Genomic DNA, 14,930 nt, shown 5'->3' with positions numbered 1-14,930 from the left:
CTAGGGTGAGGAGATGCCGCTCATCGCCCTGACCGCCTCCGGCGTCACCGTGCTGGTCGACGCCACCGCCGGTCGGCTGCCGGCCCTGGTGCACTGGGGGCGGGAGCTGCCCGGGCTGGACGCCGAGCTGGCCGCGACGCTGGTCACGACCGCGGAGCCGGTGGCCGGCTCCAACGACCCGGACGTCCGGCCGCGGGTGGCGCTGCTGCCCGGCCACGACACCGGCTGGACCGGCCGGCCCGGCCTGCGCGGCTCGTACGCGGGCGCCGGCTGGTCCCCCGCGTTCCTGGTCACCGAGGTCACGGTCGACGGCACGCCGGCGGCGGAGTTCCACGCCGGCGGCGCCGGCCGGATCGAGGTGCGGGCCGGTGACGACGCCGGGCGGCTGGAGCTGCGCCTGGTCGTCGAGCTGCTGCCGACCGGCCTGCTGCGCGCCCGCGCGGCGCTGCGCAACCTCGCCGAACCGGAGTACGCCCTGGAGGACCTGGTCCTGGCCTTCCCGGTGCCGGACGAGGCGGACGAGCTGCTCGACTTCACCGGCCGGCACAACCAGGAACGGGTGCCGGTGCGCTCGCCGTTCCCGGCCGGCCTGCACCTGCGGGAGAACCGCAAGGGCCGGACCGGCGCCGACAGCGCGTACCTGCTGCACGCCGGCACACCCGGCTTCGGCTTCGGCACCGGCCGGATCTGGGCGGTGCACACGGCGTGGAGCGGCAACCACACGCACTACGCCGAGCAGGTCCACACCGGCGAGCGCCTGCTCGGCGGCGGCGAGCTGCTGCTGCCCGGCGAGGTCCGGCTGGCCCGCGGCGACAGCTACGAGAGCCCCTGGCTGTACGGCGGCTACGGCGCCGGCCTCGACGAGCTGGCCCGCCGCTTCCACCGGCACCTGCGCGCCCGCCGCCCGCCGGTGCCGGCCCGGCGGCCGGTGACCCTCAACGTCTGGGAGGCCGTCTACTTCGACCACGACACCGACCGGCTGATCGACCTCGCCGAACGGGCCGCGGCCGTAGGCGTCGAACGCTACGTGCTGGACGACGGCTGGTTCGGCTCGCGCCGCGACGACACGTCCGGCCTCGGCGACTGGGTCGTCTCCCCCGAGGTCTGGCCACGCGGCCTGCACCCGCTGGTGGACCGGGTCCGCGCGCTGGGCATGCAGTTCGGCCTCTGGTTCGAGCCGGAGATGGTCAACCCGGACTCCGACGTGGCCCGCGCCCACCCCGAGTGGATCATGGCGGCCCGGGCGGCGTGGCCGATCGAGTCCCGCACCCAGCAGGTGCTCAACCTGGGCATCCCGTCGGCCTACGAGCACGTCCGCTCCCAGATCATGGCCGTCCTGGACGAGTACGACATCGGCTACCTCAAGTGGGACCACAACCGCGACCTGACCGAGGCCGGCACCCAGCCCGACCAGGGGCGCCCCGGCGTGCACGCGCAGACGCTGGCGTTCTATCGCCTGCTCGACGAGCTCCGCGCCGCGCACCCGGGGCTGGAGATCGAGTCGTGCTCCTCCGGCGGCGCCCGGGTCGACCTGGCGGTGCTGGAGCGTACCGATCGGGTCTGGGTCTCGGACAACATCGACCCGCACGACCGGCAGCGGATGATGCGCTGGACCACCCAGCTGGTCCCGCCGGAATACCTCGGCTCGCACATCGCCTCCGGCCGCTCGCACGTCACCGGCCGCCGCCACGACCTGTCCTTCCGGGCCGGCACGGCGATCTTCGGCCACCTCGGCATCGAATGGGACCTCACCGAGGCCACCGCGGCCGAGACCGCGGAGCTGCGCGAGTGGGTGACCTACTTCCAGCAGGAACGCGACCTGCTGCTCGGCGGCGACCTGGTCCGGATGGACGGCTACCCGGACCGCATCCTCGTGCACGGGGTGGTGGCGCCGGACCGGTCCCGGGCCTGGTACGCGATGGCGATCACGGACAGCATCACCCCGGACCCGGCGGTCCGGCTGCGGCTGCGCGGCCTGGACCGGGACGGCCGCTACCGCCTCCGGCCGGTCATCGTCGGCGCGCCACCGTCGGGCCTGATCCCGCCGCGGTGGTGGGGGGCCGACCGGGCGGGGCGGGTGCTGACCGGGGCGGCGCTGGAGGACGTCGGGGTGGCCTGCCCCCGGGTGCACCCGGACCAGGTGATCCTCTACCGCGCCGACCGCGTCTGAGGCCGGGGACTAATCTCGCGGCAGGGCACTTTTGTGAGATCAACCAGGAGAGACGATGACCCAGTCCGAAGACCAGTGGGACGCGATCGAGGACGAAGGCGTGCTCGACAACTCGGACACCCTGGACGGGAACCCGGCCGGTGACCCACTCGACGTCGGCTACCAGGCGCCCGACCGCTGGTCCGGCGCCGACCGGTTCGGCACCACCGCGGCCGAGCAGCGCCAGGGCGAGTCGCTCGACCAGCTGCTGGCCGAGGAGGAGCCCGACATCGACCCGTACGCCGATCCCGACCCGTACGCCGACGAGGACGACATCGCGCGCCGGGGCGAGGAGCAGGACCCGCGCTCGGGCCGGCTGGTCGCCCCGGACGAGGGCCTCGGGCCGGACGACGAACGCGACGCGGTCGCCTACGACGCCGGGATCGACTACGGCGCGGCCAGCGCCGAGGAGGCCGCCATCCACATCACCGACGACCCGAACGGCCCCGGCGAGGGCTTCGGGCGGTAGCCGGCCGCGACACCGCTAGGCCTCCGGGCCGGCCAGTGCCGCCCTCGCCTCGGCCAGCACGGAGGCCGGGGCCGGCGTGGTGAGCACGTGCTCCAGCGCCCTGCGGTAGGCGAGGCCGAACGCCTCCGCGGCCGGCACCTCGATGTCCGGCACCACGCCCGTGCCCTCCCAGTTGCCGCCGGTCACCGGGTTGACCGACCGGGCCATCGGCACGGTGATCTCCACGGTCGGGGTGATCGGGAAGAACTGGGTGGGGTGGGCGCCGCCCCGGGTGGTCTGCCCGATCAGGGTCGCGCGCCCCAGCGCCTGCAGGTTGTAGCAGAACTCCTCGCCGGCCGAGAACGTGACGTCGCTGGTCAGCACGAAGACCGGCGCGTCCGGATACCGCGCGCCGGGCAGGTAGGCCAGACTCCAGAACTGCCGGGTACGCCCGGACGGCCCGTCGTAGATGTCGTTGAGGTGGGTCTCGTCGTCGCGGAACAGGTAGCTGGTCCAGAAGGTGACGCCGTTCGGCGCCCCACCGCGGTTCTTCCGCAGGTCGATGATCAGCGCCGCGGTGTGCGCGATCAGCTCCATGGCCGCGGCGATGGCCCGGCCGCCCATCGAGGCCTCGGCCACCTGGCGCAGGTCGAGGTAGCCGACGTTGCCGTCGAGCCGTTCGACGCGGGCGATGCCGTAGTTGGCGTGCCGCAGTCCCTCCCGGTAGGCGGCGGCCATCTCGTCATGGGTCAGCACGTCGTGCAGGTCCGCGTCCCGGATCCGGACCCGCAGGTGCTTGTCGGCGCACACCTCGGCCAGGTCGGCGGTGAGCCGCGCGGCGAGAATCTCCTCGTCCAGCCCGTCGTACTCGCCGGCGGCCCGGCGGGCCCGGATCGCGGCGGCCGCCTCGGTGGCCTTGGCGGGGAAGATGTAGTTGGCGCAGAGCAGATCCAGCGCTTCATCGATGATGGTCGTCGACATGCCGGCCAACCTATCGGTCCCGCACCTGGCTGTGGGGTCGGCGGCGAGACGCGCTTTGTCCGCGCCCTCGATCTCGCCGGCGGGCAGTACCGGCACGGATGGACAGCACAGCGGTGGCGCGTCTAGATTCTCGTCACTCGATGAACTCCCCATCACGGACGGGAACCTCCTTGCGCATGCCGACCAAGGTGGCTTTGCTTGCCCTGGCCGTTGCGGCTATGACACTCGCCGGTTGCCAGAGCGACGCCGGCACAGACACGCCGCCGCCGTCCGTCGCGGCGACCACGTCACCGGCCTCCAACGGGATCGACGCGCTGAGCGCCGACAAGATCCTGCAGCGGGCCGAGGCCGCGCTCACCGGGGCGAAGTCCTTCCGCGCCAGGGGCACGCTGCACCGGGACGGCGAGAAGGTCGCGATCGACCTCAGGGTCAGCGGACCGGACTTCGCCGGTTCCATGTCCTTCGGCAAGGCCGGCGTCGACCTTCTCGCCGTCGACGGCAAGCAGTACCTGCGGCCGGACAAAGAGTTCTGGATCATGTCGACCGACGCGCGGCAGGGCACGCTGCTGGCCCGGGCGATGGGCGACCGGTGGGTCACCGGGGCCGACCGGGACGCATCGTTCGCGGACCTGTTCACTGTCGGCTCCCTCGACGGGTTGTTCCGGCCCACGGAGGAGCTCAGGATCGGCGCCGTCAAGGACGTTGCCGGAGTGCGGGCCGTCGGGCTCTATGGCGACTTCGACACGAGACTCTTCGTCGCCTCGACCGGCAAGCCGTATCCGCTTCAGCTGACCGGCAAGGGCGGCACCGAGCTGGCGTTCAGCGACTTCGGTGCGACCTTCGCCGGCCTCGCGGCACCGCCTGCGAACAAGGTCGTGGACCTCGGCAAGCTGGCCGGCTGAGCTCGGTGGCGCAGCTGGTCTACCAGGCGACGACGGCTTGGGTACTCGGTTGCAGGGTGCCGATCTTCAGCGACCCCATGGTGATGAGGCTGCGGCTGGGGTCGGGGAAGCCCTCCTGCTCCACCACCACCCCCCGGCCCGATGCATCGAGGCTGCCGCGCAGCGTGTTGCCGGTCGGGCAGTCCGAGTCGGCCCGGTCGCAGGCCTCCCATTTGATGCCCTGGAACGCCCCCGTGCCCGGCCGCAGCAGGATGTCGACGGCCTTGCCCGGCTCGTTGACGGAGGCCGTCGGCACTTGCACCCGTTCGTCAGCGGCGTTGTAGAGGCTGACGAAGACGCGGCCGTCGACCCGGCACGGGGAGCCGGCGCGGTTGGCGACCGTCACGAGCCCTCGCTGGGTGCCCACGGCGGTCGGGTCGTCGTTCTGTGCGGTAATGGTGATCTCGAGGTCGGCGTCGCGGCACTGCGCGGCCCGCGGCGTCCTGCTGAGCGTCGGGGCGGCAACCGGTCCGTCGTCGGGGGCGCCCTCGCCGGCGCCGCGAGAGGCCGGACCGGCGCTCGGCGACCGACCGGACCCGGGATCCACGGTCGGTTGCGGGCTGCCGCCCGGCGCGGTGAGGGCCGCGCCCGGGACAGCGGCCGCCGACGGGCCGCCCGCTCGCTGCGGGGCCTCGTCGGTCAGCAACTGCCGGACCGGGGTGAGGGTCAGCACGCCGGCGGCGACGGCGATGACCGCCGCGCCCGCGAGCACCGGCGCACCGAGCGCCCACCGCCGGGACGGCGCGCCGGTGTCACGGTTCGTGGCCGCGCGCCGTCCGGTCTGCTGCGCCGCCTGGACCGCTTCTTGCAGCGCCGGCCGGCCGGCGAGCCCGACTGTCGTCGGCGCGCCGGTGCTGACGAGCTCATCGAGCAGTTCGAAGGCCGTCGGCCGCAGGTTGGGGTCCTTGTCCAGGGTCCTCGCGACCAGGTCCCGGAGCGGCGCGGGCAGGCCGTCGAGCCGCGGCGGCCGGGTCAGGATGGCGCCGGCGGTCGCCGCCGCGCTGTCGCCACCGAACGGCGTACGACCCGTGCCCGCGTACGTGACCACCACGCCCCAGGCGAAGACGTCCGCGGCCGGCCCGATCCGGCTCGAGTCGCTGTCGAAGCGCTCCGGGGCCATGTAGGCGACCGTGCCGACCATCTGATCGGTGCCGGTGTGCTGGCTGGTGGCCTCGAAGGCGCGGGCGATACCGAAATCGATCACCTTCGGGGTGCCCAGCGCGAAGAGCACATTGGCCGGCTTGAGGTCACGGTGGATCACGCCGGCGCCGTGGATGGCGGCCAGCGCGGTGGCCACTCCGACCGCCACGCTGTGCAGGTTGCCGCCGGTCAGCGGACCCTGCTCGGCGACCACCTCGGCGAGGCTCGGGCCGTCCACGTACTCGACCACGAGGTAGGGCGTCTCGTGGTCGGCGTCGGCGTCGAGCAGCTCGGCGGTGCAGAACGGCGGCACCTCGCGAGCCCGGTTGACCTCACTGCGGAAGCGGGCCCGGAACTCCTCCTCGTACGCCAGCTCGGGCTTGACGACCTTGATGGCCACCGGCCGGCCCCGGGGATCGCGGGCGAGGTAGACGGTGCCCATACCACCCTGGCCGAGCCGTGCCACCAGACGGTAGTCACCAAGTAACTCAGGGTCACTCGGCCGCAGCGGAGCCCTCACCGGGTCGTCCGTTCACCGATTCGATCACAGGTCATCGCGGCCGACGATACTACGCACGTCCAGCGGCACGCCGGGTGGAAACCCGGCGCCCGCGCGGGAAGGATGTCGGCAACCACGATGCGTATCGATCTGATCGCGGCAGATCAATCCGTCGGGATTCGCCTCAGCTGACAAGCTCCTGGTCGTCCATCGACTCATCATGGCGCACGTGCCGAGTGCGGCCGGGTCGGACCGAGCATGTCGACCCTCACAGTGCAGGGGTGCACTATTGCGCACCTCCACGCGCTGATTGGCTGCCCACCAAGAGGTACCTGCGGCTGATCATTCCTCCGCAGGCGGTAGCAACAGCCATTGATCACGCAGGGAGCGAGTCATGCGCTGGAAGTCAATTCTTGCTGTGTCGGCTTTAACGGCAACCGCCCTGATGGGCTCCATAACCCCTGGTGAAGCAGCCGCCGGAAACGGCTGTTCCAATCCGGTGCTCGCTACCAGCCTGAGCGGCTGGGGCGCACTCGACTCCGGGACGGTGAGCCCGCACCGTGCCGCCGTACGCGGCGACCACGTTCGGCCGGTTGGTGCCGGTGCCGATGTCGATCCCGGCGTGGAACTTCCTCGTACCGTTGAGGGTGCGCCAGCCGATCAGGCTGGTAACGGTGCCGCTGGTAGGCCACTGCATGACCCCGACGGCGGCGGATGCGGGCCCGCCCGGCACGCCGACACCGCCTATCGCGGCACCGGCGGCGGTCGCACCGGACAGCGCAAGCAGTCGCCTGCGACTGAGGGATGTTGATGACATAGCGGAAGTCCCTTCGAAGGAGTGTTCTGCTCCTCCGAAGAAGACATTGCGACTGGTACGACGGAACAGTGCAGCCCTGCACTATCGTCCGTCCGGCTCATGGTGCTCTATCAGCAGGTCGGCGAGCGCCAGAGGGTCGTGCGCGGTAGGTACGTCCACTCATGACATGGGTTACGGTGTCTGCAAGGCTCGCCTGATGATCAGCCAAGGGCGCGCCCTCGCCGTTGCCGCCGTGTGGATCGTCCTGCCGCTTGGTTGCGCCGCGTTGGCGTTGAGCCTTTGGGCCGCCAGGTCGGACAACGAGCTGGATGCTCTGGTCATCGCACTCGCTGCGGGCGGGGTTTTCCTGCTGACCCCCTTGTCCTTGTTGGCCGGCGCGGTCTGGATCGCTCGGCGCGGCAGCAAGGCCCGGTCTGTGGCCGCTCTTGGAGCCCAGGCCGGCCTGATCGGATTGACCGTGGCAGGCCTGGCTGTCGCCTTCTCCATCGCGGCCCACTGGTAACAGCCTGAGTCGTGGTCTACTCGTGCGCGCTCATCGGCGCCGCCGATGCGCGTACCAGCACTCGCGGCGCGGCAGATGCGTGCACCACAGACATGGTCCCACTTCTGTCCGGAATTTGGTCTCTTCTCGTCATGATGTCGAAGCCGGGACGGCAGCTTCGACGTCTCGAGCACAGAAGGGAGTCAGCCATGACCACGAACGAACTCTCCGGGCGGCCACCGATCGTCGACCTGGACACCTGGCAGACAGCCCGGGACGAGCTGCTGATCCGCGAGAAGGCGCACACCCACGAGGGCGACGCGATCGCCGCAGCGCGTCGCCGGCTGCCCATGGTCGAGATCGACGGTAGCGTCCAGGTCGTCGGCTCGGACGGCCCGGTACCGTTCCGGGACCTGTTCCAGGGCCGCGACGAACTCCTCGTCTACCAGCACATGTGGCACGACGGCGCGCCACACCAAGGGCAGTGCGAGGGCTGCACAGTGCCGGCCTGGCATGTGCGCGACGCCACCTACCTCAACGCCCGCGGGGTTTCCTTCGCCGTACTCACCTCCGGCCGCTGGGATGAGGTGGCCCCGTTCGTCGAGTTCATGGGCTACACCCAGCCGTGGTACTCGGTGCGCGACGCGCCGGAACCGATCGGCGGCGACATGGGCTACTTCAGTTGCTTCCTGCGCGACGGCGAGCGCGTGTTCCTCACCTACCGCACGTCCGGCCGGGGCACCGAGCCGGCCAGCGGGTCATTCGCCCTGCTCGACATGACACCGTACGGGCGAGGCGAAGCATGGCAGATCAGCCCGCAAGGATGGCCCGAGGGCGAGGCGCCATGCTGGTATTGGCGTGCGGACCCGGACGGCAAGTCCACGTGGGGCCCGACAAGCCGCCCGGCACCTCAATGGACTCGTCCAGGAGCAACACCTGAGACCACCCTCGGCCGAACCGGTGCACACCACTGACCGGAAGATCCACGGGCGAGCCCCCGTACTCTCCATGCCCCGACCGGAGAGGCGGGGGCTCATCTCCGGCGCCGTGACGGCGGCGACCACGCCGTTCAGGCCAGGAATTCCGCCCACCGGCCGCCGCGGGAACGGTCCTCGCAAGAGGAGTATCCCCGGTGACAAGGTCCGGGCGACCAAATCAGCTGAGGGTGCTCTCACCCGCGCCGCGGCCGGCCCGTCATCGGGGTGACGAAGGGACTCACCATCTCGATCTCCGTCCGAGGCCACGAGTGAGCCTTGTCCGCGGCGGAAGAGTAAAGGAGACAAAGTCCTCCATAGCATACCGGACCGCCCTGCTGGCGAGGCCACGTATGAGAGCATGATTAATCGGTGGCTATATCCAAGAATCGCACAGCGGGTAATCCCGCACTGGGCAGTTCGCGATATTCAGCTCATTGTGCCGCCATGGTTCACGCCTGAGAGAATCAATGATGTGCGAGTAGTCACATCTCGACCACACGTCCGATTCGTCGCTGTTTCTTGTAGATCGCCAGGAGGTCAAGTCATGACAGAACAGGGATGGGATTCCACGGGACTCGCCGTTGCTGAATACACAAACCTCCGCGCCGAAGTGATCAAGCTTCTGGAACTTCAGTTCCAGAACACGGCGGTTACCGTGGTGGCTTTCGGCACAGTGCTTTCAGTGGGAATCCAGACCCGCCAAGCCGCCATAGTTCTGGTCTATCCAATGCTGGCATTGACTCTTGGCATTATTTGGCTCCATCAGGCGCACTTAGTCGGGCGAATCGCTCGGTACATCAGGAACTCACTGGAGGATCGTGTCGGTAGCAATAACCTGAACTGGGAACACTTCGTGCAGGTAAGTCCGCTTCCTCGGGGACGAATCATCGTCACTCTTCCGCACAGTTGGCTTGCTTTCTGGGGCGTCCGCAGTATCTTTGCGGCGAGTTCCCTGCTAGCTCTCATGGTGAGCCTTCCGCTGGCCACTTGGGGTCCCGCCACGATTACATTGTATGTCCTATCAGTCGGAGCCACCGTGACCAACGTTCTTATCTTCAGTGGTTGGCGGGAGCCATCCCCTGAAGACGCGGGCAACAATTCAAAGCAGACGTGACCGCCTTGCGGCAGATGAGCATGCCGCAAGGTATGGACGTCCGGGACGCAGATTGGGCTACGCGGCCCGCGCTGATCAGGTGCGGCGCGTGAGTGGGACCATAGAGGAACCGCTAGGGCGAAACTCGACCGTGCACCCTCAGCCAGACGCGCCGCGGCTGCATCCAATGCTCCCATCGGCGCCAGCATCCCAGACGGCCCAGCCCGCCGGCCACCTGAATTCGGGCTGATGCATCCACGCAGCAACCAGGCGGATCGAGCAAGCGAGCCGCAGCCTCGCACGACTCGCGGCTACCGATGAGGACGGCTGGCTGCGACATCCTGGATAATCGACGGATGGCATCCAGGTCGAGTTGTGGGTGACCGGCGACCGGATACGACGGTTGCCATACCCCAGCTGGCGGATTCTTTGATGCTGCCGGCGACTTCGACAGGTTGGTCTCTCGCGGAAATCCGGCCATCGGGCTTTTCGGTCGGGTTGACCTACACGGTGAGACCCGTTTCGGCGCGAACCAGATGGAGCAGCTCGTTGCCGGGCTGGAGCTGCCACTGGCACGAGCAACGGCGGGCATCGAGCATCGTGGCTTATGCGGCTTCGCGCGATGGCCGAGCGCTGTGCCGAGGAGCACGGCGAACTGGTGTTTGGCTTCGTTCGCGAGTTTGGGCGCCAGATGTTCGCGACTTTCGACGCCACTCTGCCAGCACCACGCGCCGCAATGTTCGTGAGAACCGGCACCACTCGCGGATCTTGACCACCGGTAGTGCTGACGTCACCCGCCGAGCCCGCTTACGCTGCGTACAAAGGATCATGAAGCCACTCGGAGCGCAGACGCGCGGATCTGCCGAGATGAGGGCGTTTGATCGAGTCCCGCCGATCGCGTGCAACGGTCGCTCGGATTTCGGCTCACTTCCCAGGGCCGGTTCGTGGGCTGGGGCGCGCAGCAACGCCCCCGGTCAGACGTGGCGGCGAGACCTGGAGGTCAGGAGGTGGCTGCCGCGACCGGGATTCTCGATCCTGGGACGCTGAAGCGTCCGCGTCGGCATTGAGCTGCCAGAGGCTTCTGTTCGGTAGGCGGGAGAGGACGTAGGGTCGCGGGGTGTGGGAAGAGTTGATCGTTGGGGCCGCGCGGGCGACGCTGCTCGCCGAGGGCTATCGCGGGTTCAGCGTGCAGGCAGTGGCGGCCAGGGCAGGCGTCGAACCGGGATCGATCGGGCGGGGTGACGTCGACTTGCTCGTCGATGTCCTCGCTGACGGTCTGGCCCCGCCGCCGGTGTCCGATCTCGGTAACAGCGCAAATGAGCTCCGATTGATGATTGAGGCCCTGGCCAACCGGTACGCGCACCGGCGAAGGTTCCAGGCCGCGTTGCTCGGTCTCACCGCCGACCGGGTGGACGATCCAGAAGCGGCGCGGTTGCTGGCCGAACGGTGCACGGCGCGCAGCCGGGCGAACCTTGCTGTGGTGCTGCGTCGCGCCGTCGAGCGTGGCGACCTGCCGCCGGACGCCGACCTCAACCTGCTTCACGACATCGTCGTGGGATCGATCGCCTACCGGCAGGTGGTGGCCGGCCGGGACGAGACCTCGGCGTTCGCCCAGCAGATCGTGGACATGGTGCTGCGGGGCATGGCGCCACTGCGTGAGGCGCCGCCCTCCGCTGATTGGCCCGTGCAGCGGGACCGGCCGTGGTGGCTGGACGAGGTCAGCTCGTGGTTCGAGGACTTCGGGTTCGGCAGCCTGCGGCCGCTGGGCGACGCGCCGGCCTCCGAGCTGGCCGCCGTGCCGTCGGAAACGGTTGTCGATGGGCACCGGATCACCATCGAGGCCGACGTGTGGCGCAACTTCGAGCTCTCGACCGATCCGGACGGCTCCCGGCTGATCGTGGCCGTCAAGGTTGTCCCGGTGGGTACCGGCGCGCTGCCGCCGTTGCTGCGTGCCGACCGGGTCGCCGTCGTGCACACCGATGAGGTCTGGGTAGCACCGCTCGTCGAGGAAGCGCTGCAGTTTCGCACCAGCCGCCGCCTCGAAGTGGTCGCCCGCCGCGGGCCGAAATGGGAGCCAGAGACCCCAGCCGACGTGGTGGTCCATCTTGAAGGCGACCACGCCGAGCGGTACCCGATCCGGGTCGCCGGATGTGTCATCGGCTCGCCCTCGTAGGCGGGTCGGCGAGGCTGGGCCGGTCCTCGCCCTCTGGGCACTCGCCGTGACGGGCGCCATCTAATGCATGGAAATCGTGCACGTCCGGTTCTGAGGGAGCGGCGGCGCAGCAATGCGTCGTCGCTACCCGGCCAGACAGGCGTGCCGTGTCTCTGGCTGCCGTCACCGTGCGTGAGCGGTGTGCCTGGCCGCGACACATGAGCGGGCCCTCGCTCAGGGGTGGCGCCCAAACTCGCGAACATCGAAATGGGTGAGATCTCGGTGGTGCCGAAACTCAGCGGCATCTGGTGCCGAGACTCGCGAACAAAACCAGGTGTTCGTCGGCGACTGAGCTGGCCGTGCAACGAGCGCACCTTGCGGCAGTTGCAACTCCCGTCACGAATCCGGGCGACCTGATTCCGGCCCGTTGGGCCTCTCGTGGATCTGCTCAAGAGCGTCGAGCAAATCGCTCCATAAGTTCTCCGCGGCCTTACGGGTCTCGGGGGCCAGGTTGCGGTGCACAACCCCCTTGGCATCAGCCAAGCCCAGGCCGGTGCTGTCAGAAATGGCCTTGATCGCCGAGATCGGCGAGTCAGTGCGCCGGAGCAGTTCCCTGGCTATGTCGTCAGCGTCAGCGCCAGCGGCGAGCATCGTTCGCGCCGACTCCGTCAACAACCGGATCCGTGCGGCTCGCTCTGCAGCGTCTTTCACCCCAGGAGCGTAGCGAGGTCGTCGAGTGTCGCTACCAGGAGCAGGATCGAACGTCCTGCACGCAGCGTGCCCATCCGGGACGGGGACGAACGCGCATGCTCAGCGGCAGATCAGAGCGTCTTGGCAGCATCCGTTCGGTGGCGCAGAGCCACGTTTGACTCGGCCGAGTCGAGATTCTCGCAGCTCAGCGCTCTGTCGCTGGCGCCACCATCCCCAGGTAGGCAAGCTTTTCGCCCAGATCGTCGGCGGTGCAGGGCTTCAGCAGGTACTCGTGCGCTCCGGCGGCTAGGGCTCGGACGACGCTGCCTGGTTCGCTCTCGCTGGTCACCATCATGCGCACCATCGCGGACAGATCCTCTCGACGCCGGATGGACCGGAGGAACTCGAGGCCGTTCATCCGCGGCATGTGCCAGTCGATCAGGGCGAGGTCCGGAACGGTCGGAATCTGAGCGAGCAGGTCAAGGGCGTCCACGCCGTCCACGGCTTCGTAGATGTTGAAGCCAAACGGAAGCAGGTACCCCCTCAGGATGGAACGGATGACTGCCGAATCGTCAATGATCAGCGCCAGCATGCAGAGCTCCCGGGATACGGATCCGCCGGCATTTCGGTTGCGCCGGTTGTAGACCATCACTACTACGGTGCCGCCGGAGCGCCGTCTTGCGCACCTCCGCCCCTCCTCGGCGTGTCTCCCGCTACGATCCCGGTGTGATGATCAGGGGCCCTCGGCGCGTGTTTGCCCAGGTGGAAGCGCATCCAGGCCCTGGTGCCGTCACACCGAAATCATAGTGTGGGTACGCCTGGGATGCCGGAACATCCACCGCAATCGTACCGATGATGATCTTCGGTCAATCCGTTCGTATCGTTGAAGGCCTCGGTCGTCACCAGAACTGAGCGCGACAGGGCCGGGCACTTTCGCGGCATGACAGGATTCGGGACATGGGCGGCGCCGATGAGATTGTTCGGTTCGTGCCGGCGATCAACGATCGCGGGCTACGCCTCGTCCGTGATCGAGACCCCGGCGAACCAGCAAGCTGCGGTAGCCGGTCCGTGGCGGCCTCGGGGCTGCTATGGAGCGCTTAGCCTCTTCGATGGGGTTATGAGGACTCTGGATGCCGCGCAGGCGGCGCAGCGGACGGCGAAGCCGCCTGCCGTTGAAGACGGAGAGCGCCGCGCACAGTACAGCCACGAGGCTCGTGCTGTCGGGATTGTTGGCGCCGGTGGCGAGGATGACCGCCATGACGATGGTTCATACGCCAAAAGGATCATCCACATCCCGTAGAACAGCACGCCGAGCAGGCCCATGGTCAGGTCTCGGAGGTCGCGGCGGGCGGCACCCGCCCCGCCGGGCTTGCCTCGCACGTCGGAGGGGTTTGCGGATTCAGAATCGTGCATGGCCGACGAGCCTGGACGGCGGTCAGTCGGTGCGCTCGGATCGGGGCGGCGTCCAGCTCGGCGCAACGCGGGCTAGCGAGGTGACCTGCTGCTTGCTGGACCCAGGCCCTCGCACCGAGACGGACTGCGTGGGCCGGCCTTCGGTTACCGAACCTGCTCACCGTCCATGAGACCGCATGCAGGTAGCCCGGTCGTCCATGACGATCCGTCGGGCGTCTCATGAACGGGGTCGCCCTGGCAAATCGTCGCCACTCACTGTGACGAGCGCGGTCGGCATCGGTGCCCTTGATGCGGCAGATGAGGGTGCAGAAATAGTGTTGTCGGATTGACTAGACGGACGCACGTCATGATTGCTTGCTGGATCGACATAAGATCCCGATCGTCGTTATGGCACCAGCATTCCTGATCTATAGCAGATCCTCGATTGACATATGCGCGACGAAAAATTCATGCAATCTTCGATGAGCGGCGGTGATGGCCTCTCCACACTCCTTGACCACAGAAAGCAGGTGATCCCTATCTTCGGGATCTGCGAGGCAATATTCACGAAGGCCCTCCTCGTAGCCACTCATAATGAGACGACTGTCGGACGAAACTATCCTCGCCCTCTGGGCCCAACGTCCGGGAGATTCACTGAATGTTAACGCGGCCCAGTCTACGATCAAGTAATCCCTAGCCCACGCGTGAGTCATCAACGTCATCAGCTCTGGATCGAAGGCTCTAACGGCTACCAGATCTTTCTTGTCCCTTAATTTGTACTCTATATCGATGTCTGACAGCGGCCTCCCGAGCGCTTGCGTGAATCGCTGAACCGCCTCGCTGAACCTACCTGCGCTCCAGGCTATATTTTGCAAGGCATTCTCGTCTCCAGCTTGAAATGCCTTAAGCAGGGAGCTCAATTCGTCTAGCGAACGCGATGCCTCTTCGAGGGAAACGTAGGCGACAAGAAGTCGCCTCCCCAATCTCTCCCGCTTGGACTTTGCAGACGTCACTGAGCCTGGATCCACCGATGAATAGCGTTCGCGTCGGCGTGCCGGAGATAGAAGATGCCCTCTGAGCTGGAAGTATAGGAGTTCTGACGCTTCTATC

12 protein-coding genes are annotated in these 14,930 nt (G+C 68.1%); 7 read left to right on the top strand and 5 right to left on the bottom strand.

The features are described 5' to 3' along the window. Positions 1–13 precede the first annotated feature (13 nt). Together ACIBQZ_RS21665 and ACIBQZ_RS21660 are read left to right on the top strand one after the other, a co-directional pair. A complete protein-coding gene (locus tag ACIBQZ_RS21665; RefSeq protein ID WP_396090538.1) occupies positions 14–2,170 on the top strand; it encodes an alpha-galactosidase in 2,157 nt (718 codons plus the stop codon). Positions 2,171–2,225: 55 nt separating this feature from the next. Next, the gene (locus ACIBQZ_RS21660) at positions 2,226–2,678 is read left to right on the top strand and encodes a DUF5709 domain-containing protein (RefSeq protein WP_396090537.1); all 453 of its coding nucleotides are present in this window, start codon (positions 2,226–2,228) and stop codon (positions 2,676–2,678) included. A gap of 15 nt (positions 2,679–2,693) precedes the next feature. On the opposite strand, the gene ACIBQZ_RS21655 is transcribed toward ACIBQZ_RS21660, so the two are convergent. After that, the gene (locus ACIBQZ_RS21655) at positions 2,694–3,638 is read right to left on the bottom strand and encodes a S41 family peptidase (protein ID WP_396090536.1); all 945 of its coding nucleotides are present in this window, start codon (positions 3,636–3,638) and stop codon (positions 2,694–2,696) included. A gap of 98 nt (positions 3,639–3,736) precedes the next feature. On the opposite strand from ACIBQZ_RS21655, the gene ACIBQZ_RS21650 reads away from it, so the two are divergent. Next, a complete protein-coding gene (locus tag ACIBQZ_RS21650) occupies positions 3,737–4,540 on the top strand; it encodes a hypothetical protein (protein WP_396090535.1) in 804 nt (267 codons plus the stop codon). A 19-nt stretch (positions 4,541–4,559) separates the two neighbouring features. On the opposite strand, the gene ACIBQZ_RS21645 is transcribed toward ACIBQZ_RS21650, so the two are convergent. Beyond that, positions 4,560–6,161: a serine/threonine protein kinase gene (locus tag ACIBQZ_RS21645; protein WP_396090534.1), complete on the bottom strand. Its 1,602-nt coding sequence runs from the start codon at positions 6,159–6,161 to the stop codon at positions 4,560–4,562. 1,040 nt (positions 6,162–7,201) lie between these two features. On the opposite strand from ACIBQZ_RS21645, the gene ACIBQZ_RS21640 reads away from it, so the two are divergent. The 4 genes from ACIBQZ_RS21640 to ACIBQZ_RS21625 all read left to right on the top strand — a co-directional run bounded on the left by ACIBQZ_RS21640 (position 7,202) and on the right by ACIBQZ_RS21625 (position 11,759). Then, positions 7,202–7,537 (top strand): hypothetical protein, encoded by a 336-nt coding sequence (locus ACIBQZ_RS21640; protein WP_396090533.1) that lies wholly within the window; start codon positions 7,202–7,204, stop codon positions 7,535–7,537. A 188-nt stretch (positions 7,538–7,725) separates the two neighbouring features. Then, positions 7,726–8,490, top strand: a complete 765-nt coding sequence (locus ACIBQZ_RS21635; RefSeq protein WP_396090532.1) for a DUF899 family protein — start codon at positions 7,726–7,728, stop codon at positions 8,488–8,490. A 547-nt stretch (positions 8,491–9,037) separates the two neighbouring features. Then, complete coding sequence (locus tag ACIBQZ_RS21630; protein ID WP_396090531.1) at positions 9,038–9,607, top strand: hypothetical protein; 570 nt, start codon at positions 9,038–9,040, stop codon at positions 9,605–9,607. A gap of 1,096 nt (positions 9,608–10,703) precedes the next feature. Further along, the gene (locus ACIBQZ_RS21625; protein WP_396090530.1) at positions 10,704–11,759 is read left to right on the top strand and encodes a TetR/AcrR family transcriptional regulator C-terminal ligand-binding domain-containing protein; all 1,056 of its coding nucleotides are present in this window, start codon (positions 10,704–10,706) and stop codon (positions 11,757–11,759) included. Positions 11,760–12,134: 375 nt separating this feature from the next. Here the strand turns inward: ACIBQZ_RS21625 and ACIBQZ_RS21620 are convergent, their stop codons facing one another. The 3 genes from ACIBQZ_RS21620 to ACIBQZ_RS21610 form a co-directional block, all read right to left on the bottom strand. Further along, complete coding sequence (locus tag ACIBQZ_RS21620; protein WP_396090529.1) at positions 12,135–12,449, bottom strand: hypothetical protein; 315 nt, start codon at positions 12,447–12,449, stop codon at positions 12,135–12,137. A gap of 184 nt (positions 12,450–12,633) precedes the next feature. Next, on the bottom strand, positions 12,634–13,077 hold the full coding sequence (locus ACIBQZ_RS21615; protein WP_396090528.1) for a response regulator: 444 nt from the start codon (positions 13,075–13,077) through the stop codon (positions 12,634–12,636). Positions 13,078–14,248: 1,171 nt separating this feature from the next. Beyond that, the coding region (locus tag ACIBQZ_RS21610) for a hypothetical protein (protein WP_396090527.1) at positions 14,249–14,930 on the bottom strand (682 nt) is incomplete at its 5' end.

Origin of the sequence: Actinoplanes sp. NPDC049599, assembly GCF_044465625.1 — a bacterium.
In the GTDB taxonomy this organism is placed as follows: domain Bacteria; phylum Actinomycetota; class Actinomycetes; order Mycobacteriales; family Micromonosporaceae; genus Actinoplanes.
Note: the sequence above shows the minus strand (reverse complement) of the source record. Positions and strands in the feature narration are given on the sequence as shown.

What these genes read in the sequence shown, in the direction of transcription:
- ACIBQZ_RS21665 (WP_396090538.1), top strand. Translation starts at nt 14, where the DNA reads ATGCCGCTCATCGCCCTGACCGCCTCCGGCGTCACCGTGCTGGTCGAC.
- ACIBQZ_RS21660 (WP_396090537.1), top strand. Translation starts at nt 2,226, where the DNA reads ATGACCCAGTCCGAAGACCAGTGGGACGCGATCGAGGACGAAGGCGTG.
- ACIBQZ_RS21655 (WP_396090536.1), bottom strand. Translation starts at nt 3,638, where the DNA reads ATGTCGACGACCATCATCGATGAAGCGCTGGATCTGCTCTGCGCCAAC.
- ACIBQZ_RS21650 (WP_396090535.1), top strand. Translation starts at nt 3,737, where the DNA reads ATGGACAGCACAGCGGTGGCGCGTCTAGATTCTCGTCACTCGATGAAC.
- ACIBQZ_RS21645 (WP_396090534.1), bottom strand. Translation starts at nt 6,161, where the DNA reads ATGGGCACCGTCTACCTCGCCCGCGATCCCCGGGGCCGGCCGGTGGCC.
- ACIBQZ_RS21640 (WP_396090533.1), top strand. Translation starts at nt 7,202, where the DNA reads ATGGGTTACGGTGTCTGCAAGGCTCGCCTGATGATCAGCCAAGGGCGC.
- ACIBQZ_RS21635 (WP_396090532.1), top strand. Translation starts at nt 7,726, where the DNA reads ATGACCACGAACGAACTCTCCGGGCGGCCACCGATCGTCGACCTGGAC.
- ACIBQZ_RS21630 (WP_396090531.1), top strand. Translation starts at nt 9,038, where the DNA reads ATGACAGAACAGGGATGGGATTCCACGGGACTCGCCGTTGCTGAATAC.
- ACIBQZ_RS21615 (WP_396090528.1), bottom strand. Translation starts at nt 13,077, where the DNA reads ATGGTCTACAACCGGCGCAACCGAAATGCCGGCGGATCCGTATCCCGG.